The organism is Bradyrhizobium sp. 154, assembly GCF_023073875.1.
GTDB lineage: Bacteria > Pseudomonadota > Alphaproteobacteria > Rhizobiales > Xanthobacteraceae > Bradyrhizobium.
Genome location: NZ_JADPKG010000043.1, coordinates 22504 through 40707 on the forward strand (window position 1 = coordinate 22504; position 18204 = coordinate 40707).

At 65.2% G+C, this 18204-nt stretch carries 14 protein-coding genes; 4 read left to right on the plus strand and 10 right to left on the minus strand.

What is annotated here, in order from left to right:
- Nucleotides 1-204: 204 nt before the first annotated feature.
- From fdhF to mobB, 6 genes are all read right to left on the minus strand, one after another.
- Nucleotides 205-2973, minus strand: a complete 2769-nt coding sequence (gene fdhF / locus IVA92_RS09510) for a formate dehydrogenase subunit alpha (RefSeq protein WP_247280783.1) — start codon at nucleotides 2971-2973, stop codon at nucleotides 205-207.
- A complete protein-coding gene (locus IVA92_RS09515) occupies nucleotides 2970-4673 on the minus strand; it encodes an NADH-ubiquinone oxidoreductase-F iron-sulfur binding region domain-containing protein (protein WP_247280784.1) in 1704 nt (567 codons plus the stop codon). The genes fdhF and IVA92_RS09515 overlap by 4 nt, the downstream gene beginning before the upstream one ends.
- A 149-nt stretch (nucleotides 4674-4822) precedes the next feature.
- A complete protein-coding gene (locus IVA92_RS09520) occupies nucleotides 4823-6475 on the minus strand; it encodes an OFA family MFS transporter (protein ID WP_247280785.1) in 1653 nt (550 codons plus the stop codon).
- Nucleotides 6476-6790: 315 nt separating this feature from the next.
- The gene (locus IVA92_RS09525; protein ID WP_247280786.1) at nucleotides 6791-7054 is read right to left on the minus strand and encodes a sulfurtransferase TusA family protein; all 264 of its coding nucleotides are present in this window, start codon (nucleotides 7052-7054) and stop codon (nucleotides 6791-6793) included.
- Nucleotides 7055-7100: 46 nt separating this feature from the next.
- Entirely contained in the window at nucleotides 7101-8357 is a 1257-nt protein-coding gene (glp, locus tag IVA92_RS09530; protein WP_247280787.1) for a gephyrin-like molybdotransferase Glp, read from the minus strand.
- A gap of 9 nt (nucleotides 8358-8366) precedes the next feature.
- A complete protein-coding gene (gene mobB / locus IVA92_RS09535) occupies nucleotides 8367-8894 on the minus strand; it encodes a molybdopterin-guanine dinucleotide biosynthesis protein B (protein WP_247280788.1) in 528 nt (175 codons plus the stop codon).
- A gap of 104 nt (nucleotides 8895-8998) precedes the next feature.
- On the opposite strand from mobB, the gene fdhD reads away from it, so the two are divergent.
- Nucleotides 8999-9889 (plus strand): formate dehydrogenase accessory sulfurtransferase FdhD, encoded by an 891-nt coding sequence (gene fdhD, locus IVA92_RS09540; RefSeq protein WP_247280789.1) that lies wholly within the window; start codon nucleotides 8999-9001, stop codon nucleotides 9887-9889.
- Between the two features lies 1 nt (nucleotide 9890).
- A complete protein-coding gene (gene mobA, locus IVA92_RS09545; protein ID WP_346015461.1) occupies nucleotides 9891-10526 on the plus strand; it encodes a molybdenum cofactor guanylyltransferase MobA in 636 nt (211 codons plus the stop codon).
- Nucleotides 10527-10558: 32 nt separating this feature from the next.
- On the opposite strand, the gene IVA92_RS09550 is transcribed toward mobA, so the two are convergent.
- The 3 genes from IVA92_RS09550 to IVA92_RS09560 are packed head-to-tail and all read right to left on the minus strand — an operon-like array spanning nucleotide 10559 to nucleotide 14516.
- The gene (locus IVA92_RS09550; protein ID WP_247280790.1) at nucleotides 10559-12508 is read right to left on the minus strand and encodes a molybdopterin biosynthesis protein; all 1950 of its coding nucleotides are present in this window, start codon (nucleotides 12506-12508) and stop codon (nucleotides 10559-10561) included.
- Between the two features lie 13 nt (nucleotides 12509-12521).
- On the minus strand, nucleotides 12522-13628 hold the full coding sequence (locus IVA92_RS09555) for a molybdopterin-binding protein (protein WP_247280791.1): 1107 nt from the start codon (nucleotides 13626-13628) through the stop codon (nucleotides 12522-12524).
- 54 nt (nucleotides 13629-13682) lie between these two features.
- Nucleotides 13683-14516 carry a substrate-binding domain-containing protein gene (locus IVA92_RS09560; RefSeq protein ID WP_247280792.1) on the minus strand — a complete coding sequence of 278 codons (834 nt, stop codon included), beginning with the start codon at nucleotides 14514-14516 and terminating at the stop codon, nucleotides 13683-13685.
- A 377-nt stretch (nucleotides 14517-14893) separates the two neighbouring features.
- Here IVA92_RS09560 and IVA92_RS09565 point away from each other — a divergent pair, with 377 nt between their 5' ends.
- Nucleotides 14894-16123 (plus strand): ABC transporter substrate-binding protein, encoded by a 1230-nt coding sequence (locus IVA92_RS09565; protein ID WP_247280793.1) that lies wholly within the window; start codon nucleotides 14894-14896, stop codon nucleotides 16121-16123.
- A 19-nt stretch (nucleotides 16124-16142) separates the two neighbouring features.
- Here the strand turns inward: IVA92_RS09565 and IVA92_RS09570 are convergent, their stop codons facing one another.
- Nucleotides 16143-17108, minus strand: coding sequence for a TAXI family TRAP transporter solute-binding subunit (locus tag IVA92_RS09570; protein WP_247280794.1), 966 nt, complete (start codon nucleotides 17106-17108; stop codon nucleotides 16143-16145).
- A gap of 106 nt (nucleotides 17109-17214) precedes the next feature.
- Between IVA92_RS09570 and IVA92_RS09575 the strand changes: the two genes are divergently transcribed.
- On the plus strand, nucleotides 17215-18189 hold the full coding sequence (locus tag IVA92_RS09575) for a tripartite tricarboxylate transporter substrate binding protein (protein ID WP_247280795.1): 975 nt from the start codon (nucleotides 17215-17217) through the stop codon (nucleotides 18187-18189).
- The last annotated feature ends 15 nt before the right edge of the window (nucleotides 18190-18204 follow it).

Sequence of the window (18204 nt, forward strand, 5' to 3'; positions counted from 1 at the left end):
GCGAAGCGTTGTGGGGGAGCCGTCAGCACGCCGGCCGAGCACCACTGGGGGCCCGGCGTAGCTTCGCGGAGACGGGACCGGGTGATCCAGTACTCCGAGACGACTGTGATCAAACCGATGGGCCGCGGCGTACTGGATGCCCCGCCTTCGCGGAGCATGACACTGATTTGGGAGCAGCCCGAGCGATCGTATCGCGGCTCTCCCCTACTCCGCAGCGTCCCGCATTTCCACGCGTTCGGCCCTGGCCGCGCAGAACTTGAATTCCGGGATCTTGCCGAAGGGATCGAGCGCCGGGTTGGTCAACAGGTTCGCCGCCGCCTCTGCGTAGCAGAACGGCATGAACACCATGTTCTCCGGCACGTCGCGGTCGGAGCGCACTTTGACCTCGACGGCGCCGCGGCGGGTCTCCAGGCGAATGAAGTCGCCCGGCGCGAGCCTCTTCTTGCGCATGTCCTTCGGCGACATGAACGCGACCGCCTCGGGCTCGATCTGGTCGAGCACCTGCGCGCGGCGCGTCATCGAGCCGGTGTGCCAGTGCTCGAGCACGCGGCCCGTCGACAGCACCATCGGATATTCGGCGTCGGGCAGCTCGTCCGGCGGAATGACCTTGGCCGGCACGATCTTGCCGCGGCCGCTCGCCGTCGGGAAGCCCGTGGTGAAGATGATCTCGTTGCCGGGCTTGTCGGGAGCGTCGGCCGGATAGGTGACTGCGCCTTCGCGCACCAGCCGTTCCCAGGTGATGTTCTTCAGCGACGGCATCAACTCCGCCATTTCGGTGTAGACGTCGCCGGGGCCGGAGTAATTCCACGGCAGCCCCATGCGCTTGCCGATCTCTTGGATGATCCAGAGATCCTGCCGCGCATCGCCGGGCGGCTTGATCACCTGGCGCGCGAGCTGCACGCGGCGGTCGGTGTTGGTGAAGGAGCCGTCCTTCTCGGCGAAGGCCGAGGCCGGCAGGATCACGTCGGCGTGGAACGCGGTCTCGGTAACGAAGAGATCCTGCACCACGAGATGATCGAGCATGGCCAGCGCGTGGCGTGCGTGCTGGAGGTCGGGATCGGACATCGCGGGGTTCTCGCCCTCGATGTACATGCCCGTGATCTCGCCGGCGTGGATGGCGTTCATGATCTCGACCACGGTCAGGCCGCGGACGGGGTCGAGATCCTGTTGCCACAGCTTCTCGAAAGCGCCGCGCATGTCGTCGCGTCCGACCGGCTGGTAATCCGGCAGGAACATCGGGATCAGGCCGGCATCGGAGGCGCCCTGCACGTTGTTCTGGCCGCGCAGCGGATGCAGGCCGGTCCCGGGACGGCCGACCTGCCCGGTGATCAGCGCCAGCGCAATCAGGCAGCGCGCATTGTCGGTGCCATGGACGTGCTGGCTGATACCCATGCCCCAGAAGATGATCGACGATTTTGCGCGCGCATAGGTCCGCGCGACCTCGCGCAAGGTCTGCGCCGGGACGCCGCAGATCGGCTCCATCTTCTCCGGCGTGAACTCCTTGATCTTCTCCTTGAGCTCGTCAAAGCCTTCGGTATAGCCGGCGATGTATTGGTCGTCGGTCAAGCCTTCGGTGATGATCGTGTTGATCATCGCATTCAGCATGGCGACGTCGGAGCCCGGCTTGAACTGCAAATGCTTGGTCGCATGACGCGACAGCGACTGCCGGCGCGGATCCATCACGAACAGTTTTGCACCGTTCTGCTTGACCGCGTTCTTGATGAAGGTCGCCGCGACCGGATGGTTCACGGTGGGATTTGCGCCGATCACGACGATGACCTCGGCATCCATGGCTGCGGAGAACGGCGCCGACACCGCGCCCGAGCTCAGGCCTTCGAACAGCGCTGCCACGGACGAGGCATGACACAGACGGGTGCAGTGATCGACGTTGTTCGAACCGAAGCCGGTACGCACCAGCTTCTGGAACAGATAGGCCTCTTCGTTCGAACCCTTGGCCGAGCCGAAGCCCGCCAGCGCCTTCGCGCCCTTCTCATCGCGGATCTTGACCAGACCCTTGGCCGCGATGTCGAGCGCTTCTTCCCAGCTCGCTTCGCGGAAATGAGTGAAGGGATTGGCCGGGTCGACCTGGTCGTTGGCATCCTTCTTCGCATTCGGCAGCCGCACCAGCGGCTTGGTCAGGCGGTGCGGATGGTGGATGTAGTCGAAGCCGAAGCGGCCCTTGACGCAGAGGCGGTTGTGATTGGCGGGGCCGTCGCGGCCCTCCGCGTAGATCACCTTCTCGTCCTTGACCTCGTAGGTCACTTGGCAGCCGACGCCGCAGAACGGGCAGAGGGAATCCACCTTCCTGTCGGGATAGGTGACGCGCGTTTGCTTGTCGTCGAGCATCACGGCCGGCATCAACGCGCCGGTCGGGCAGGCCTGCACGCATTCACCGCAGGCGACGCAGGTTGATTCCCCCATGGGATCGTCGAAGTCGAACACGATCTTGGCGCCGGCATTGCGGTACGCCATGCCGATGACGTCGTTGACCTGGACCTCGCGGCAGGCACGCACGCACAGGCCGCACTGGATGCAGGCGTCGAGATTGACGCGCATCGCCGGATGGCTCGCGTCGGTCGCCCAGCGCTCGGCAGCGGGGAAGCGGCTCTCGGTGACACCCGTCGTCTCGGCCCAATGCCAGAACTTGGAATCCGGATCGTGCGAGGTCTCACGCGCCGGCTGGTCGGCGACGAGCAGCTCCATCACCATTTTTTGCGCAGCGACGGCGCGCGCGCTTTCGGTCTTCACCTTCATGCCGACCGACGGCGTGCGCTTGCAGGACGCCGCGAGCACGCGCTCGCCCTCGATCTCGACCATGCAGGCACGGCAATTGCCGTCGGGGCGATAGTCGGGAGCCGGCGAATAACAGAGGTGCGGGATCTCGCGGCCCTGGCGCTGGGCCACCTGCCAGATCGTCTCGCCGGGTTTCGCTTCGACCTGCTTGCCGTCGAGCTCGAACGTAATCTTGGTCATTCGGCCGCTTCCTTGAACTCGTCAGGGAAATATTTGATTACCGAGGACAGCGGATTCGATGCCGCCTGTCCGAGCCCGCAGATCGAGGCGTCGCGCATCGCCTGGCTCAATTCTTCCAGCAAGGCCCGGTTCCAGACCGGCTTCTGCATCAGCAGCGCGGCCTTCTGGGTTCCGACGCGGCACGGCGTGCACTGACCGCAGCTCTCGTCCTCGAAGAACTTCATCAGGTTTAGTGCCGCTGCGCGCACGCTGTCCTTGTGCGACAGGATCACGATCGCGGCGGAGCCGATGAAGCAGCCGTATTTCTCCAGCGTGCCGAAATCGAGCGGGATGTCGTCCATCGACGCCGGCAGGATGCCGCCCGACGCGCCGCCCGGGAGGTACGCGTAGAATTGATGGCCGTCGGCCATGCCGCCGCAATATTCATCGATCAGCTCGCGCACGGTGATGCCCGCAGGCGCGAGCTTCATGCCGGGATTCTTGACGCGGCCCGAGACCGAGAAGCTGCGCAGGCCATGCCGCTCATGGCGGCCATTGCCCTTCCACCAGTCGGCTCCCTTCTCGACGATGTCGCGCACCCACCACAACGTCTCGATGTTGTTGATCAGCGTCGGCAGGCCGAACAGGCCGACTTGGAAGGGATAAGGCGGCTTGTGCCTGGGCAGGCCGCGCTTGCCTTCGATGCTCTCCAGCAGTGAGGATTCCTCGCCGCAGATATAGGCACCGGCGCCGCGGCGCATATGCAGCGTCGGACCGCCCGGCGGGAGCTTGGCGATCTCGCGCTCAAGGATCTCGCGTGAGGCCGGATATTCGTCGCGCAGATAGATGTAGACGTCGGAGGCTTGCACCACATGCGCGCCGATCAGCATGCCCTCGATGAAGCGATGCGGATCGGTTTCGAGATAATAGCGGTCCTTGAACGTGCCGGGCTCGCCTTCGTCGCCGTTGATCGCCATCAAGCGCGGGCCGGGTTCGCCCAGCACCGCACGCCATTTGCGCCCCGTCGGGAAGCCGGCGCCACCGAGACCGCGGAGCGAAGCGTCATCGAGCGCCTTCAGCAGGTCGTCCTTCGGTAATTCGCCGGAGCGGAGGCGATTGAGCAGCTTGTAGCCGCCGCCGGCAACATAGGCGTCGTAATCGACATATTTCGGCAGATGCGCGTGAGTGTCGCCGGCCTTCGCGGCCGCCATGACATTGGCGACGGTCGCGTGGTCGACGAAGTTGTGGCCGACCTCAGCGGCAGGCGCCGTATCGCAACGGCCGACGCAGGGCGCGCGTACCACGCGAATGCCGGGACCCGATGCGCTCTGCAAATCTTGCAGCAGCTTCTCGCCGCCGAGCATCGCGCAGGTCAGCGAATCGCAGACGCGGATCGTCAGCGGGGCGATGTCAGGCTCACCTTCTTTCACCACGTCGAAATGCGCGTAAAAGGTCGCGGTCTCGAACACCTCGGCAAAGGCGAGCTTCATCTCGTCGGCGAGCGCGGCGAGATGCGCGGCCGAAATCTGGTGGTACTTGTCCTGGATCAGGTGCAGATGTTCGATCAGCAGGTCGCGCCGCCGCGGCCTGTCGCCGAGCAGCTGCTCGATTTCGTGCGCGGCCGTGGGGTCGACCTGTCGTCCCTTGGAGGTCGCCTTGGCTCGCTTCCGGCCACCGCCGGGATGTTCGAACGAGCGGACCTGTTGCACGTCGTGGCTCATCGCTGCGTCTCGTAGCCCTTCTTGGAACATATCTAATCCTAGGCCCTGGCATACCAGATGCCAAGAGAATTCTCGCGCTCAAATAGGCATTTAAGGGCATGCGGCCAATAAGGCCGCATGCCCTGTACGCCACGAAGAGGTTTGCGCGATCAGAGGATCTTAACCGCGCTCTCGAGCGTCTTGTAGACACCCCACGCCAGCGGAACGCAGACGAAGAGCCAGAACAGTGCTGCCTTGACATCGAGGCCGCCGGTGCCGATTCCGAACGAGCCGGTCTGCACGGTGGCGGCGCCCGCATTCGCCGCCTGCAACTTGGCGACGTCGGCCTCGCTCATGTACCATTTCGGATCGACCGGCTTGACCAGGTAGTTGCAGATGATGCCAGCGATCAGCATCGCACAAAGAATGTACATCGTGGTGTTGTAGAGCTGGTCGCGCGGAACGCCCGCCGCGAGTTGGAACTCGCGAATGTAGTTCACCACGACCGGGCCGATGATGCCTGCGGTGGACCACGCCGTCAGGAGCCGGCCGTGAATGGCGCCGACGAACTGGGTGCCGAACATGTCGGCGAGATAGGCCGGCACGGTCGCGAATCCACCGCCATACATCGACAGGATGATGCCGAAGCCGAGCACGAAGAGCAGCTTCGAGCCCATGGCCGCAAAGGTCGGCGCCAGCGCGTAGAGAACGATGCCGAGAATAAAGAACGTGTAGTAGGTGTTCTTGCGGCCGATCGTGTCCGACAGCGTTGCCCAGAAGAAGCGGCCGCCGATGTTGAACAGCGATAGCAGGCCGGCGAAGCCCGCCGCAATTCCAGCGATGACCGTCTTCTGCTCGACCGAGAGCTGACCAAAGGTAAGCTCCGGATGTCCGATCAGCTTGCCAGCAAAGATTTCCTGGAGCATCGGAGAAGCCATTCCGATCACGCCGATGCCCGCCGACACGTTCAGACACAGCACCCACCAGATCAGCCAGAACTGCGGCGTCTTGTGCGCGTTGTTGAGATGGACGTGATGCTCGGAGATCATCGTCTTCTTCTCGCTCGGCGGCGTCCACCCCTCAGGCTTCCAGCCAGCCGGCGTCACGCGATAAGCGAAAGCGCCAATGGTCATGAAGACGAAATAGACGACGGCCATGACGACGAAGGCCTGCCATACACCGACATCGGTCGAGGTCTTGAAGTAGTTGATCAGGAGGTTGGCAAATGGCGCGCCGATCATCGCGCCGCCACCGAAACCCATGATTGCCATGCCGGTCGCCATGCCGCGGCGGTCGGGAAACCATTTGATTAGCGTCGACACTGGCGAGATGTAACCGAGACCAAGACCTATGCCGCCGATCACGCCGGAGCCCAGCCACATGATCCAGAGCTGATGGGTATAGATGCCGATCGCGCCAAGCAGCAGGCCACCGCACCAGCATAGCGCAGCAACGAAGCCTGCTTTGCGCGGACCGACCCGCTCGAGCCAGCCGCCCCAAACAGCGGCGGCAACGCCGAGCACGACGAAGAACAGGGTGAACATCCATCCCAGACTCGCAACCTTCCAGTCGCAGGTGGTGGTGAAGAGCTCTTGCCACAGCGACATATCCGGACAGGCTTTCGGCGCCGTGATGCCGATGGCTCGGGAAAGCGGCAGCCAGAACACTGAGAAGCCATAGGCCATGCCGATGCAGAGATGAATGCACAGCGCCGCCGGCGGCACCAGCCAGCGGTTGAATCCGGCGGTCGCGATGGTCCGCTCGCGATCAAGAACCCCCGCGCCACGGCCCGAAATGGTCCCGGCGCTCTCAACACTAGCCATGCATTCCTCCCCTGAGGCCGCCCTTCTGAGCAGCCTGCCCTAAGATCCTGATCTCCAGTCCAGCGACGCAGCCAAATGTCCCTGCTGCTCCGCTCAATGATTCGACGCGCGTCAGGATCGTCACGCGCATCCGAAATGCTAACCCCTCGGGCGGGATGCTATGCCCTATACGACATACAGGCATTGTGAGCGCGGCCCGTCGATCAGCGTGTCGCAGACAAGACTCAACCTCCGCGCCTGAACGGAGAAAGCCAATTTGCAGAAGCCATGAACGATGTCGATAGACAAATGGTCGGTATCAGCGCGGTAACGTTCTCAAGAACGCGACGCACCATTAGCGCTCTCTATCGAACGATTTGATTTTTCTATCAAGAACACGATACGCGCGTCGTTGCGCTCTGTGATCTCCACCGTGTCGCCGGTCTCGCGGATCAGGTTCGGAATGTCAATCACCGACAAGGGATCGGTGCAGTGAACCTCGAGCTGATCGCCGGGCTGCAACGGCTTCAGTGCTTTTCGGGTCTTCAGGGCGGGCAACGGACATTTTAACCCGGTGAGGTCGAGCGTCGTTCTGGTCATGGGCGCACCATGGCGGGGCCGATCGATGGCGTCAACGCAAGGACCGCTAGAGCAGATCGGCATAGAACAAGAAGCCTACGTCCTGTCCAGGTTCGACCTGCGTGATGTCTTCGCCAAGCTCAACGAGGCCACTGGTCTCCACCAGTGAGGACAATAGCCCGGCTCCCTCGCGCGGGAACTTGATGACCTCCAGCGTGCCATCCTTTCCGCGCCGCAAGGAGGCGCGAACATATTCGCGCCTGCCTTCCTTCTTCCTGTAGGTGAACGCAGCACGCACAGGGATCGGCAAGTGCGGCTCCGGCAGAGAACCGGCCAGCGCCAGCACCGTCGGCCGCACCACATGCACGAAGGTGACAAAGCTCGCAACGGGATTGCCGGGCAATCCGATCAGCGGCGTGCCGTCGATGACGCCCATCGCCACCGGTCGGCCGGGTTTGATCGCCATCCGCCACAGCACCAGCGAGCCGACGCTCTCAACCGCCGCCTTGACGTGATCCTCCTCGCCGGTCGAGACGCCGCCAGTGGTGAGGATCAGGTCGTGATCGCCTGCAACCTGCTTCAGGCCATGTGCAAGCGAGGTACGCTCGTCCCGCAAGATGCCGAGATCGCTGACCTCGCAGCCGAGCCGGCGCAGCATCGCCATCAGCATGAAGCGGTTGGAATCGAACAGTTGCGAGGCCGCGCGCGGCTCGCCGGGCGAGGCCAGCTCGTCACCGGTCGAGAAAACTGCGACGCGGATGCGCCTGACGACGTCGAGGCTGGTCAGGCCGAATGCTGCCGCAAGAGCGACATGCTGCGGCCGCAAGCGCTGCCCGGCGCGCAGCGCGACGTACCCTTCGGGAATGTCTTCGCCCGCAGGGCGGACATTGGCACCCGGCTTCAATCCCGGCGGCAGCACCACCTTGCCGGACTTATCGACGCGGACATCTTCCTGCATGAAGACGGTTTCGGCGCCCAGTGGCATCGGCGCGCCCGTGAAGATGCGCGCGGTGTGGCCGGGCTTGATCGGTGCCTGTGCAAGGCCGCCGGCCTGGATACGGCCGTCGAGCGGCAACGCTTGCTCGGTGCTTTGCGGAAGATCCGCGTTGCGCACGGCGTAACCATCGACGGCGGAGTTGGTGAAGGGCGGCAGCGGCAAAGGCGCTGCGATGTCGTGCGCCAGTACGCGTCCGTCCGCGTCGACGAGCGCAACCGTTTCGAGATCGGCGATCGCATTGACGCGCGTGGTGATCAGGCCAACGGCCTCATCCACCGACATCATCGGGCCGCCGAAGGCAAAGCAATCGTCCGATAGTTGCGCCATGGTGCCTCGTCAGCGCATCGCGGCGCTTTTTGCCACCGCTTCGTCGACCGGCATCGCTGCGCGCAGCAACAAAGCCGCGGCGGCCGGAATATCGTCGAGATGGACAGTCGGCAGGCGGGTGTCAACCGCGACGTCGGCGACAATCCCGGCAATGCCGGGATCGTCTGGAAACAGCAGTGGCTTGCCATTGGCGCCGCGATGCACCTCGATCTTGCGATGTGGCTCGCGCTTAAAACCTTCGACCACGACCAGATCGACCGCGGATAGCTTGCTCAACAGTTCCGGCAGCCGCGGCTCCTTGGCGCCGCGCAGCTCGTGCATCAGGGCCCAACGGTTCGCCGAAGCAACCAGCACCTCGGCCGCGCCGGCCTCGCGATGGCGCCAGGAATCCTTGCCGGGCACGTCGACGTCGAACTGGTGATGCGCATGCTTGATCACGGAAACACGCAGGCCCTGCGCGTTGAAATGCGGGATCAGCCGCGTCAACAGCGTGGTCTTGCCCGCCCCACTCCAGCCTGCAAGCCCGATGACTTTCATAACCGCCCGATCTCCGCCAACGGCTCACGAGCCGATGGAACCTCCGGCCTTTCCCCGCCATGCTTATATCGGCTTGATCCGAATGTCATGCTAACCTCGCAACCATGATGAAGATCGACAAGACCCCGGTGCCCCTGATCGTCCCTGACACGGACGACCCGCGCCTGACCCAGAGCGTGACCGGGACTGACCAGACTGGCGCCAGGGTCGAGATCAAGGTGCCGATGGAGCGGCCACTGACGCTCTACCTGAATTCGCAGGAGATCGTCACCATGATGACGATCGGCGACTATCCGGAATATCTGGCGCTCGGCTACCTGCTGAACCAGAACATGCTGAAATACAATGACGAGGTCACTGAGGTCGAATACGACGACGACCTGCAGGTAGTCGTGGTGCGCACCTCACATCACACCAATTTCGAGGCCAAGCTGAAGAAGCGCACGCAGACCTCGGGCTGCGCGCAGGGCACAGCTTTCGGCGACCTGCTGGAAGCGGTCGAGAGCGTCGCACTGCCGAAGGCAGAGCTGCGCACCTCGTGGCTGTACCAGATGACCCAGACCATCAACACCATGCCCTCGCTCTATCTGGAGGCCGGCGCAATCCATGGCTGCGTGCTGTGCAAGGAGGGCACCCCGCTCTGCTACACCGAGGACGTCGGCCGCCACAATGCGGTCGACAAGATCGCGGGCTGGATGTACCGCCACGGCGTCGATGCCTCCGACAAGATCCTCTACACCACGGGACGCCTCACCTCGGAGATGGTGATCAAGACCGTGCGGATGGGGATTCCGATCCTGGTGTCGCGCTCCGGCTTCACCGCCTGGGGCGTCGATCTCGCAAGACAGGTCGGGCTGACGCTGGTCGGGCGCACGCGCGGAAAACGCTTTATCGCACTCGCGGGCGAGGACCGCATCGTCTACGACCAGAATCTCGCTTACGTCGAGGAGGAATCGGCCAAGCACAAGCGCAAGGGTGAAGGTGGTGACGACTAGGATTCCGGCGACGAGTGTTCCGCCGACTGTTGGCGTGCTGCTCGCCGGCGGTCTCGCCCGGCGCATGGGCGGGGGTGACAAGCCAATGCGCAGCATCGGCGGCTGCACCATCCTGGAGCGTGTGATCGCGCGCCTTGCACCCCAATGCAACGGGATGATCCTCAATGCCAACGGCGATCCCGCGCGCTTCGCCGCGTTCGGCTTGCAGGTGGTCGCCGACGACGTGCCCGGCTTTCCCGGCCCGCTGGCCGGCATCCTCGCGGCGCTCGACTGGACCGCGGCGAACCGGCCGAACATCGAGTGGGTGCTCAGCGCCGCGGGCGACTGCCCGTTCCTGCCGCGCGATCTGGTCACCCGCCTGCATGAGGCGCGCGCGCGCGAGCACGCGCAGCTCGCGGTCGCGGCATCAGGCGATCAGTCGCATCCGGTGATCGGTCTGTGGCGCGTGGACATGCGTGAGGAGCTACGCCACGCGCTCGTGGTCGAGGACCTCCGCAAGATCGACCGCTGGACCGCGCGCTATCCGCTGGCGACGGTGAGATGGCCGACCGAGCCGCTCGACCCGTTCTTCAATGCCAATACTGTCGAGGACATCGCCGAGGCCGAGCGGCTGGCGGCGCTGGATGAGGCGTCCTAGCGCGCTTACGACGTGGCCGCATGCGGGGCCGTTCACGCAGGCCGAAATCCGGCGCGCTCCAGCGCCGCGCGCGCCTCATGCGAGCCGAGCGCATCGAGAAAGGCCTGCACTGCCGGCCGGTCTTTGCGCGCCGTCACCAGCGCGAAATCATAATGCTCCTCCGCGAGCGGAATGAAATCGAGGCCGCCCGCATGGGCGACCGGCGCAATGGTCATGCCCCAGTCGGCGCGGTGCTGGGCGACGGCGGCGGCCACTGCATTATGCGAGCGCGGCTGGTTCCAATAGCCCTCCGGGCGGGCGCCGCCGAGCAGCCGATCGATCAGGATGCGCGTGCCGGCGCCCTGATTGCGGTTGACCATGATGCAGGCGGGATCAGAGATCGCAGCCGCGACCGCCTCCTTCGCACTGAGGTCTTCGAAACGCTTGTCGCCTTTGCGGAAGACGATGCCCTGCATCCGCCGCCAGCCCGGAACGAGCTCAAGCCCTTCGACGAGATAGGGCGAGTTGTAGGTCTCGCTTCTGTCGTCGAACAGATGGATCGGCGCGAGATCGCATTCCCCGCGCCGCGCCGCCGCGAGCCCGCCGAGACTGCCGACGGCGATCGAGCGGACGGAAAGACCGGCATGCGCGAGCTGTGCCGTGACGAGATCGAGGCCGGTGCAATGGCTGCCGACGATGACGAGATCCGGCACGCGCACATGCGGCGTGAACAGGGTTACCTCGGCTTCGGTCCCGGCCGGCATCTGGTCGGCGAGCGCGTGGATGCGCAAAAAGCCGTCGGCCTGCGCGAATGACGTGATCGCACCAGACCCCTTGCCGGAGGGATAGGCGATCAGGCCGCCGCGCCCCTCGACCAGCGAGACCATGACGAATTCGGTGCGGCCGAGCTCCGAGGCGATGCGGACCGGCACGGTCGCGCTGACCTTGGCATCGGAGCGCGGCGGCAGCCCGGCCATCCTGCGCAGCACCGGCACGATCATGTCGTGGAAGGTGAACATCGCCGAGGTCGGAAAGCCCGGCAGGATCACCACCGGCTTGCCGTCGCACACCGCAAGGCACAGCGGCTTGCCGGGCTTGAGCGCCACGCCATGCGCGATGATTCCGGGCTGGCCGAGCCGGCCGATGATGCGATGGGACAGGTCGCCCGCGCCTTTCGACGTGCCGCCCGACAGCACCAGCATGTCGGCATCCGCCAGCGCGCGGCGCATGGCGGCTTCGAGCTTGGCTTCATCGTCGGGAATGGCGCCGAGGAAGACCGCTTGGCCGCCATTCTCGTCGATCGCAGCAGTGACGATCGCACCATTGGTGTCGTAGATCTCGGCGGGCGCGAGCAGCTCTCCTGGCTGCACCAATTCGTCGCCGGTGGAGATGACGGCCACAAGCGGCTTGCGCGCGACATTCACCTCGGCGACGCCGCAAGCGGCCAGCATGCCGATCTCGCGCGAACCGATGATCGTCCCCGCACGCAGCAGCGCTTCGCCGCGCGCGATGTCGGATCCGGCATAGGCGACGAATTGCCCGGGAGACGTGGCGCGACGGACCTCGATCGCGTCCGATCCTGCCGGCTGGGTGTGCTCGACCATGACGACAGCGTCGGCGCCGCGGGGCAGCGGACCGCCGGTGGCGATCGCCGTTGCGGACCCAGCCGCCACTTGCAGCGTCGGGGCCGTGCCGCAGTGGATGGCTTCATCATTGAGCCAGAGACGAACGGGTGCACCTTCCCCTGCCGCAACGACATCGGCGGAGCGGACGGCAAAACCGTCGACATTGGAGCGGTCGAACGGCGGAACGTCGATCGGTGCCGTGACGTCTTCGGCGAGCGCCGCACCGAGTGCATCGGCGAGCCTGCACGGTGCACTCGGAATCGACCGCGGGAACAGCGCCGCCTCGAAACGTCCCAGCGCTTCCTCGCGCGACAGGATCTTGAGGAATTGCTCCTGTTCGAGCGCGCTGCGCTCTTGCGATCGCGGAATCATCGTCATGCCGGAACCCATATCATTCCCGCATCAGATAGGCACCGACCGGCGTGCCCGCCGCAAATCCCTCGTGGCTGGCGGGGACGAGCAGCCATGCATCGGCGCGCACGATGGCCTGGAGCGGCCATTCGCCCACGGCAAGCGGCATCCACGCATGATGTTCCTCGACCAGCAGGGCCATTTCTGCGATGCCCACACCGGATGCAATCTTGCGTGCGAGCGGCAAGGTCAGCTGTCGGCGTGGCCGGCGCGCCGACAAGTGATCGATGAGCGGCAGCACGAGCGCGAGCCAGGCCGCGAGCGCATGATCGGGCGAGCCGGGCAAGGCGACAATCGGAACCTTTTCGAGCCGGCCGACCGCAGCGGTGCGTCCAGGCTGGAGCGCAAGGCCATGGGCAAGCACCTCGCCACGCTGGGCCAGCGCCGCGACAGCTGCATCCCCACGGCCGACGCCACTGCCGCCGACTGTCAGCAGCAGATCGCAGGAGGAAGCGTCGAGCGTCTCGGCAATCGATGCTCCGTCGCGCGCGCCGGCCTCACACGTCTTCACCTCCAGCCCCGACGCGCGCGCGATCCCGGCGATCATCTGCGCCGTTGCCGTTGCGCCGGGCACGTTGACGATGCGCAGCCGCGGCCGCCGCACGCTGAACTTTTCCAGATGCGTGACGCGCGCGATCAGCAGATCGGCCGCGCCGATCGGATAGCCCTCGGCGCCGGCGGGCGTGTGCGCTGCGACGTCGCTTCCCGCCCGCCTGACGCCCTGCCCCGGCACGGCCTCGGCCAACACCTGCGCGAGCGGACCTGACAGCTCGACCGCACCGGCGTCGAGCACGCAGTCGCATCCCTCCGGCATCGCCTCACCGGCATCGACCCATGCAGGAGCCATCGCCAGTGGCAGCGGCGAATACGCGGACGCACCGACGAGATCATTGGCGGAGAGCGCCCAACCGTCTGCGGCGGCAATGTCGCGCGGGGGATAGGCGGCAAGCAGCGGAGCGCCCACCGCGACGCAGCCGCTCGCTTCCGCCAGCGGCAACTCCATCGGCGCGACAGGATCGACGCCTCGCAGCAACGCGGCGAGCGCAGCGTCGAGCGGCGTGAGCGAGGACGGCAGGCGCTGAATCATGCGCCATGATGGACCATGCATCGCCCGGTTTGGCAACCGCCAGTGCTACGGACATTACCCGCCGGACCTGTCCGAATTGGGGAAGAACAGCTGCTGCCCGTCGATCTTGTAGCCGGCGATCGCGGTCTGCCCCTCCGGCGAGGTCAGCCAGTCGATGAAGGTCTGCGCGAGGTCCTTCTTCACGTTCGGAAACTTGTCGGGGTTCACCAGCATCACGCCGTACTGATTGAGCAGTCGCCTGTCGCCTTCGACGACGATACCGAGATCGCCGCGATCCCTGAACGAGATCCAGCTGCCGCGGTCCGACAGCGCATAGGCGTTCGCGGCGCGCGCGGCCTCGAGGGCTGCCTTCATGCCGGGCCCGGCCTCGCGATACCAGGCGCCCTTGGCGCTCGCGATGTCGATGCCGGCGACGATCCAGAGCGCGAGCTCCGCGGCATGGGTGCCCGAGCGGTCACCGCGCGTCATGAACGGCGTCCCCTTGGCTTCGATCGCCTTCAGCGCGGTCGCGATGTCTTTGCCCTTCACGCCCGCGGGATCGCTCTTCGGCCCGATCAGCACATAATCGCTGTACATCACGTCGAGGCGCTTCACGCCAAAACCGTCGGCGACGAATTTCTCCTCCTGCGGTCGCGCATGCATCAGCACGACGTCGACTTCGCCCCTTCGCGCCCCCTCGAGTACTTCATCGGCGCGCCGCACGATCACCGTCACGTCGATGCCGGTCTTCGCGCGGAAGATCGGCAGCAGATAATCGAGCAGGCCGGACTCCTGCGTCGCCGTCGTCGACGCGAGGACGATGCCGCGCTCCTCAGCGGATGACGCCGCAACGCCCGCGGCAAGGCCGCAGAGAAGTGCGAATGCAACGGACAGGCGGCGGACGGCCATGATCGGGTTCCCATTGGCTTGACGGGATCATGATGATGATCGATTGCGCCGCACTCGTGACGCATCGGGGCTCCTTGCGCTCTGCGCCGGCCAGACCGATTGCGGCATCGCCCGCGCGCGGCGGCGGCGCGCTCGACCTCGCGATGCGGCAGCGTAGCTATTTCCGCCCCGCCATGCAGGCCCTGCCCGGCTGCTCGGCGAAGGGCGGCCGCGCCAGCGTGCCAAGGAGCCCACCGGCTACGACCCTTCGCCGGCCCGACGGAGCCGCTTCGCCGCCTGACATTGACGCCCGCCCCCAAATAGTTGCAAAAGAAACCAATTCAGCCGGGCATACCCGGGCAACACCGGCCAACGAGCCGGATCAGGGGAGGAGAACCATGAATCCAATCAGGTTTGGACTGCCGGTCGCGGCCGCCTTCGCCGCGACGTTCTCGGCGGCGGCGCTGCTGCCGGATGCCGCAATGGCGCAGGTGTCCGACGACGTCGTCAAGATCGGCGTGCTCACCGACATGAACGGGCCGGCCTCGGCACCGACCGGCCAGGGCTCGGTGACGGCGGCGCAGATGGCGATCGACGATTTCGGCGGCACCGTGCTCGGCAAGCCGATCAGCGTCGTGATCGGCGACCACCAGCTCAAGGCCGACATCGGCGGCACGATCGCGCGGCGCTGGTACGACGTCGACCAGGTCGATCTGATCGTCGACGTGCCGGTCTCCGCGGTCGGGCTCGCGGTGCAGAACGTCGCCAACGAGAAGAAGCGGCTGTTCATCACCCACTCCACGGGCACCGCGGATTTCCACGGCAAGTTCTGCTCTCCTTATGCGATCCAATGGGTGTTCGACACCCGCGCCCTCGCGGTCGGCACAGCGGATGCGGTGGTCAAGCGCGGCGGCGACAGCTGGTTCTTCATTACCGACGACTACGCCTTCGGCCATTCGCTGGAGCGCGACGCTTCCGCCGTCGTCACCGCCAATGGCGGCAAGGTGCTGGGCTCGGTCCGGCCCCCGCTGGCGACGCCCGACCTCTCCTCCTTCGTGCTGCAGGCGCAGGCCTCCAAGGCCAAGATCATCGGCATTGCCGCCGGCCCCCCCAACAACATGAACGAGATCAAGACCGGCTCGGAGTTCGGCGTGTTCAAGGGCGGCCAGCAGATGGCGGCGCTGCTGGCGCTGATCACCGACATCCACGGCCTCGGCCTGCAGGCTGCGCAGGGCCTGCTCCTGACGACGTCGTTCTATTGGGACATGGACGACAAAACCCGCGAATGGTCGAAGCGGTATTTCGCCAAGATGAACAAGATGCCGTCGATGTGGCAGGCCGGGGTCTATTCCAGCGTGATGCACTATCTCAACGCGATCAAGGAAACCGGCACAGACGATCCGCTCAAGGTCGCCGCAAAAATGCGCGAGAAGCCGATCGAAGATTTCTTCGCCCGCAACGGCCGCTTGCGCGAGGACAATCTGATGGTGCACGACCTCTGGCTGGTGCAGGTGAAGACGCCGGAGGAGAGCAAATATCCCTGGGACTATTACAAGATCCTCACGACCATTTCCGGCGACAAGGCGTTCGGGCCGCCGGACCCGGCGTGTCCGCTGGTGAAGAAGTGACGATCGCCTAAAGCGATCGTCACTTCGCCACGCCGATCTCGCGAAAATACGTCATCACGCCCGGATGGATCAGCTCCGGCTTCGGCGCTGCCGCGACTGTGTTCGCGGCCGTCGTCTCGCAGGCCTGCGCGAGCTTCTTGCAGAACGTCGCCTCGACGCCGTGCAGCGTCTTGGCGAGGCGATAGGCGACATCGTCAGGCAGATCCTCGCGCGTCAGCACAAAACTCCACGAGCCGAGCGAGGCGATCGGCTCCGTCTGCTTCGGATAAGTATTGGCCGGCACGGTGAGCGGCTTGAGGAACGCATGCTTGGCGCGGATGCGCGCGATCTCGTCCAGCTCAGGCGCAATGAAGCGCGCGCCTGATGCGCTTGATGCCACCGCGGCAAAGCCGGGCCAGCCGATGCCGGCGCCCCACAGCGCGGCGACGCGGCCGTCTTCGACCATCGCCGGGCCGTCGCCGGCGCGGTCGAGATAGACCGCCTTGAAATCCTCGTCCTGCTTCAGGCCGAGTCCGTCAAGCACATAGCGCGCCAGGATCGGCAGGCCCGAGCCTTTGGCGCCGAAGGCCACGGGCTGTCCGACCAGATCGTGAATCGTCTTGTAGGGACTGTCCGCCCGCACCACGAACATGCCAGGGTTGGAATAGATCGCGGTGAGAATCTTCAGCGCCACCTTCGCACGGCCAATGCCGGCGAAGGCCTCGTAGGCCGGCTCGCCTGCGACCAGCGCGAGATCAAGCTCGCCCTTCTCCAAAAGCGGAATGTTCTCGCTGCTGCCCTTGGTGTTGCGCGGGACGACGGAAATTTGCGGGTCGGCTGCGTTCATCACCTCGGCGAACGCGTTGCCATAGAGTGGAAAGCCGCCGCCGGGCGTTGCGGTGCCCAAACTGATCGTCGTGATCGAAATGGCCGTGCCTCCGGTCTGGGCAGCAGCGGGGCCAAAGAGCAGCGCCGCACTGACGAGGATGAACGTTGCGAATCTCATGGTCGCTCCCGCGGACCTGCGTCAACACCGACTTGCGACGATGTAGGCAGCAGCCGGATTTTGTGAAAGCATGTCGCCCAAAGACAATAAAGCAATGGGAGGCGTGATGTTGCGAATTTTGCGTAATGGTGTTTTCGGGCTCGTCGTTCTTGCCACGCTTTTCGGCGCCACGCCGCGCGCCTCCGCTGCGTATCCCGACCGCCCCGTGCACTGGCTGATCGGCTTTTCCGCCGGCGGCCCGGTCGACATCGTGGCGCGGATCATGGCGCAGTGGCTGTCGGACCGCCTCGGTCAGCAATTCATCGTCGAGAACCGCACCGGCTCCGGTGGCAACATCGCGGCCGCCGCCGCGATCAATTCGCCGCCGGACGGCTACACGCTGCTGTTCGTCGCACCCAACAATGCGATCTCGACCTCGCTCTACAAGAAGCTGCCGTTCGACTTCCTGCGCGACACCGTGCCGGTCGCCAGCATCATGCAGCTCACCAACATGCTGGTCGTCTCCAATGCGTTTCCGGCGAAGACGGTTCAGGAGTTCATCGACTATTGCAAGGCCAATCCCGGCAAGGTCTCCTTTGCCTCGTCCGGCAACGGCACCTCGGTGCATATGTCGGCGGAGCTGTTCAAGGTGATGACCAAATGCGACATGGTGCACGTGCCCTATCGCGGCTCGGCCATCGCCTTCCCCGACATCATCTCCAACAAGGTGCAGCTGATCTTCGACAACCTGCCGTCCGCGCTGGAGCAGGCCAAGGGCGGCAATGTCCGCGCGCTAGGGGTGACCTCCCCGCAGCGCTGGCCGAGCGTTCCCGACGTGCCCGCGATCGCCGAGACCGTGCCGGGCTTCGAAGCGGTCGGCTTCTACGGCATCTCCGCGCCGAAGGGCACCCCAAGCGAGGTCATCGAGATCCTCAACAAGGCGGTGGGCGAAGCGCTGAAGGACCCGAAGCTGGTGGCACGCCTGGCGGAGACCGGCGGCATCCCCAAGCCGATGACGCCGGCCGAGTTCGGCAAGCTGGTCGCGGACGAGACCGAGAAGTGGCGGAAGGTGGTCGAGTTCGCCGGCGTGTCGGTGGATTAGGGCCCCGCGGCGGGT